Origin of the sequence: Cellulomonas septica (assembly GCF_012396155.1) — a bacterium.
Taxonomy (GTDB): domain Bacteria; phylum Actinomycetota; class Actinomycetes; order Actinomycetales; family Cellulomonadaceae; genus Cellulomonas; species Cellulomonas septica.
This window is the reverse complement of sequence record NZ_JAAXOY010000259.1, coordinates 1-4,677: the sequence shown is the minus strand read 5'-3', so window position 1 is coordinate 4,677 and position 4,677 is coordinate 1. Positions and strand designations below refer to the sequence as shown.

The 4,677-nt window shown below is 74.3% G+C and carries 4 protein-coding genes; 3 read left to right on the top strand and 1 reads right to left on the bottom strand.

The annotated features are described in order from the left end of the window. A partial coding sequence (locus tag HGA02_RS11015) for a hypothetical protein (protein ID WP_210728443.1) occupies positions 1-228 on the bottom strand: 228 nt, incomplete at its 3' end. 12 nt (positions 229-240) lie between these two features. On the opposite strand from HGA02_RS11015, the gene HGA02_RS11010 reads away from it, so the two are divergent. The 3 genes from HGA02_RS11010 to HGA02_RS11000 all read left to right on the top strand — a co-directional run bounded on the left by HGA02_RS11010 (position 241) and on the right by HGA02_RS11000 (position 4,379). Then, positions 241-1,785 (top strand): mannitol dehydrogenase family protein, encoded by a 1,545-nt coding sequence (locus tag HGA02_RS11010; protein WP_168679045.1) that lies wholly within the window; start codon positions 241-243, stop codon positions 1,783-1,785. Positions 1,786-2,253: 468 nt separating this feature from the next. Beyond that, positions 2,254-3,417 (top strand): Gfo/Idh/MocA family protein, encoded by a 1,164-nt coding sequence (locus tag HGA02_RS11005; RefSeq protein WP_168679044.1) that lies wholly within the window; start codon positions 2,254-2,256, stop codon positions 3,415-3,417. A 65-nt stretch (positions 3,418-3,482) separates the two neighbouring features. Further along, complete coding sequence (locus tag HGA02_RS11000) at positions 3,483-4,379, top strand: TIM barrel protein (RefSeq protein ID WP_168679046.1); 897 nt, start codon at positions 3,483-3,485, stop codon at positions 4,377-4,379. Positions 4,380-4,677: the final 298 nt, after the last annotated feature.

Below are 4,677 nucleotides of genomic sequence, written 5' to 3'. Positions count from 1 at the left end.
CGACGCGATCGCGGGCGTGAGCGCGGGCAGCACCCGCCCGGCAGGGGCCTCGAGCGCCGCAGCGCCGCCGCGTGCGGCGACCACGTCAGGAGCCGCCTCCACGACGGGCTCGGCCGCGCCGAACGGGATGACGGGCGGCACGAGCACGGACGACCCCGCCCCCGTCCGCCTGCGGGTCGAGCTCGTGGTCCGCAGCTCGACCAGCACCGCACCCCATCTGCCGACCACGGAGAGCGACCGATGACGCCCCGCCTGAGCCGCACGACGCTGTCCGGCACCCACCTGTCCGGCACCGACCCGTCCGGCACCGACCCGTCCCACGCCGGGCCGGCCGCACGCACCCCGGTCCGCGGTCCTGCCGTCGACCCCGCCTCGACGACGGTCGGCCTGGTGCACCTCGGGCTCGGCGCGTTCCACCGCGCGCACCAGGCGGTGTACACCGAGGACGCGGCAGCCGCCACGGGCGCCACGGGCTGGGGCATCCTCGGCGTCACGCAACGAAGCGCGCGGGTGGCGGACCAGCTCGCGCCGCAGGACGGGCTGTACGGCGTCCTCACCAAGGGCGCGGACGAGACGTCCCTCCGCCTCATCGGCTCGCTGCGCGACGTCGCCTTCCCCGGCACCGGCACGCCGCACGTCGTCCGCACGATCGCAGCGCCCACCACGCACGTCGTCATGCTGACCGTCACCGAGAAGGGCTACCGCCGCGCCGCGGACGGACGGCCCGACCTCGCCGACCCCGACCTCGCGTCCGACGTCGACGCGCTCACCGCCGAGCTCGCGGGCGCCGCGCCCGAGCGGCCGGCGCGGTCCCCGATCGGGCTGCTCGTCCGAGGGCTCGCGCAGCGCCACCGGTCCGACGCGGGACCGATGACCGTGGTCTGCTGCGACAACCTCGCCGAGAACGGGCCGGTCGTCGCCGGCCTCGTGCACGCGATCCTCGCGGCCGTCCCGGGAGGAGACCGCCTGGCCGCGTGGGTGTCCACGTCCGTGGCGTTCCCGTCGACGATGGTCGACCGCATCGTCCCGGCGACGACCGACCAGCACCGGGCCGAAGCCGTCCGCCTGACCGGCCTCGAGGACCAGGGGCTCGTCGTCGGCGAGCCGTTCTCGCAGTGGGTCGTCGAGGACACGTTCGCCGGCGACCGACCCGCCTGGGAGCTCGCCGGCGCCACGCTCACCGCCGACGTCGCGCCGTACGAGCGGGCCAAGCTGCGGGTGCTCAACGCGTCGCACTCCACGCTGGCCTACCTCGGAGCGCTCCGAGGCTACGAGACGATCGCCCAGGCCGTCGCCGACCCGTCGCTCGAGGCAGTCGTCCGTTCGCTCGTCGACGAGGACGTCCTGCCGACGCTCCAGGCACCCGACGGGCTCGACCTGGCGCAGTACCGCGAGGACGTGCTCACCCGGTTCGCCAACCCGAACACCGGTCACACGACGGTGCAGGTCGCGATGGACGGTTCCGCAAAGCTGCCGCAGCGCCTCCTGGGCACCGTGCGCGACCGGCTCGCGGCAGGGGCGGTACCGACGGCCGCGGCGGCGACGTTGGCTGCGTGGATGTCGTACGTGCACGCGACGACGCAGACGGGGCTCGAGGTCGCAGGTCGACGCGTGACGCTCGACGACCCGCTGGCGGACGTGCTCGCCTCGGCCGCGGCAGGGCCGCTGGACGGGCTGCCCGGGCGGTTGCTGGCCGTGCGGCAGGTCTTCGGCGACGACCTCTCCGAGTCCGAGATGCTCCGCCGGGAGGTCCAGGCGCACCTGCGCACGCTCGCCGTCGTCTGACACCGAAGAACGAGTCCGCAACGCGACGAGGCACCGCCGCGCACTCACGGTCGTCGACCTGCGGAAGCGGCTCGCGCCCGAAGCGCCCGGCGAGCACGCCGGCGTCGTCTGATCGGCGAGCGCTTCCGCGGAGCAGGACCGGCGCGCTCACCGTCGCCGTCCCGGCGTGACGGAGGGCTCCCGGGTCCACTGAGCAGGACCGGCGCACTCACCGTCGCTGCCCCCGCGCGACGCGCGGCTCGCGGGTCCACGGAGCAGGACCGGCGCGCTCACCGTCGCCGTCCGCGCGCGACGGAGGGCTCGCGGGTCCGGGAAGCAGGACCGGTGCGCTCGCCGTCGCCGGACCTCCGCGACGGAGGGCTCGGGTCCCTCCGGGCTGATCGGCACTTGACTCCGTCGGGTCCTGCGCTACGCTGGAAAGCGCATTCCCCTCCGACCGACAACGCGGTCCTGAACCTCGGAGCGACCATGACGTCCCGCACCCTGCGCATCGCCATGAACGGCATCACCGGCCGCATGGGCTACCGGCAGCACCTCGTCCGCTCGATCCTGCCGATCCGCGACCAGGGCGGCGTCACGCTCGAGGACGGGACGCGCCTGCAGGTCGAGCCGATCCTCGTCGGCCGGAACGCCGACAAGGTCAGGGACCTCGCCGCGCTGCACGGCGTCGAGCACTGGACGACCGACGCCGACGCCGTGATCGACGACCCGACGGTCGACGTCTACTTCGACGCCCAGGTCACGTCGCGCCGCTACGCGGCGCTCACGGCCGCGATGAAGGCCGGCAAGCACATCTTCACGGAGAAGCCGACGGCGGAGACCCTCGAGGAGGCCATCGACCTCGCGCGGCTGCGCGAGACGACGGGCGTCACCGCGGGCGTCGTGCACGACAAGCTCTACCTGCCCGGCCTGGTGAAGCTGCGCCGGCTCGTCGACGAGGGCTTCTTCGGCCGGATCCTGTCGCTGCGCGGCGAGTTCGGCTACTGGGTCTTCGAGGGGGACGTGCAGGAGGCGCAGCGGCCGAGCTGGAACTACCGCAAGGAGGACGGCGGCGGCATCGTCGTCGACATGTTCTGCCACTGGAACTACGTGCTCGAGGGGATCCTCGGGCAGGTCCGGACGGTGAACGCGCAGGCCGTGACGCACATCCCGACGCGCTGGGACGAGCAGGGCCGCGAGTACGCGGCGACCGCCGACGACGCGGCGTACGGGATCTTCGAGATCGAGACGCCGGGCGGCGACCCGGTGATCGCGCAGATCAACTCGTCGTGGGCGGTGCGCGTGTTCCGCGACGAGCTCGTCGAGTTCCAGGTCGACGGCACGCACGGCTCGGCCGTCGCGGGGCTGCGCAACTGCGTCGCGCAGCAGCGTGCGCACACGCCCAAGCCGGTGTGGAACCCCGACCTGCCGGTGACCGAGCCGTTCCGCGACCAGTGGCTCGAGGTCCCGGCGAACGCGGACCTCGACAACGGGTTCAAGCTGCAGTGGGAGGAGTTCCTCCGCGACGTGGCGGCGGGCCGGACCCACCGGTTCGACCTGCTGTCGGCGGCACGCGGCGTCCAGCTCGCGGAGCTCGGGCTCCAGTCGTCGGCGGAGGGGCGCCGGCTCCCGGTCCCCGAGATCTCGCTGTGACGACCGAGCTCGCGGCGGAGGGCGCAGACGTGGCCGCGGGGGCGCAGGACGTCCGCGCGGGCACCGTGCCGGGTGACCTGTCGCGCCTGTCGCTGAACACCGCCACGACGAAGCACTGGACGCTCCGCGAGGCCGTCGACGGCGCGGTGCGCGCGGGCCTGTCGTCGATCGGGCCGTGGCGCGACCGCGTGCAGGAGGTCGGCGCCGTCGAGGCGGCGCGGATCATCGAGGACGCCGGTCTGCGCGTGTCGTCGCTGTGCCGCGGCGGCTTCCTCACCACGGACGACGACGCGGCCGCGCAGGCGGCGCTCGACGACAACCGTCGCGCGATCGTCGAGGCGGCGACGCTCGGCACGCGCGAGCTCGTCATGGTCGTCGGCGGTCTGCCGGCGGCGAGCGCGCCGGGCGGACCGGCGCTGCCCTACCCCGACCGAGGCGACGCCGACCCGGCGCGCGACCTCGTCGCCGCCCGCCAGCGCGTCACCGACCGGATCGGCGAGCTCGCGCCGTTCGCCGCGGGTCACGGTGTGCGGCTCGTGCTCGAGCCGCTGCACCCGATCTTCGCGGCGGACCGCGCGGTCATCTCGACCCTGGGCCAGGCGCTCGACATCGCGGAGCCGTTCCCGGCCGAGGTCGTGGGCGTCGTCGTCGACACCTACCACGTGTGGTGGGACCCCGACCTGCAGCGCCAGATCGCCCGGGCGGGAGCGGCGCGCAGGATCGCGGGCTACCAGGTGTGCGACTGGATCCTGCCGCTCGCGTCCGACCCGCTGCTCTCGCGCGGGCACGTCGGCGACGGGTACGTCGACTTCGCCACGATCACCGGCTGGGTCCGCGACGCGGGCTACACCGGGGACGTCGAGGTGGAGATCTTCCACGAGTCCGTGTGGTCCGCGCCGGGCGACCAGACGCTCGCCACCATCGCCGAGCGGTACGTCCGGCACGTCCTGCCGCACCTGTGACGAGGGTCCGCTCGGACGGTCCAGCAGGCCGCCCGAGCGGACCTCGTCGCAGGGTGCGGGGTCGCGTCACCTGCCGGTCCGGGTGACGTGACGACGACGGCGGTGCGCCAGGGGAGGGGTCCCTCCGGCGCACCGCCGTCGTCGCGTCCGGTAGCGCCCGGCAGACGTCGGTCGACACCCTGGCGAACGACTGGAAGGCCGACGTCCTGCGCATCGCGATGTACGTCAACGAGGACGGCTACGTCACGGACCCGGCCGGCTTCACGTCGCGCGTCAACAGCCTCGTGGACCAGGCCGA

Excerpts from the sequence above, each read along its gene's own strand:
- HGA02_RS11010 (WP_168679045.1), top strand. The coding sequence starts at position 241 with ATGACGCCCCGCCTGAGCCGCACGACGCTGTCCGGCACCCACCTGTCC.
- HGA02_RS11005 (WP_168679044.1), top strand. The coding sequence starts at position 2,254 with ATGACGTCCCGCACCCTGCGCATCGCCATGAACGGCATCACCGGCCGC.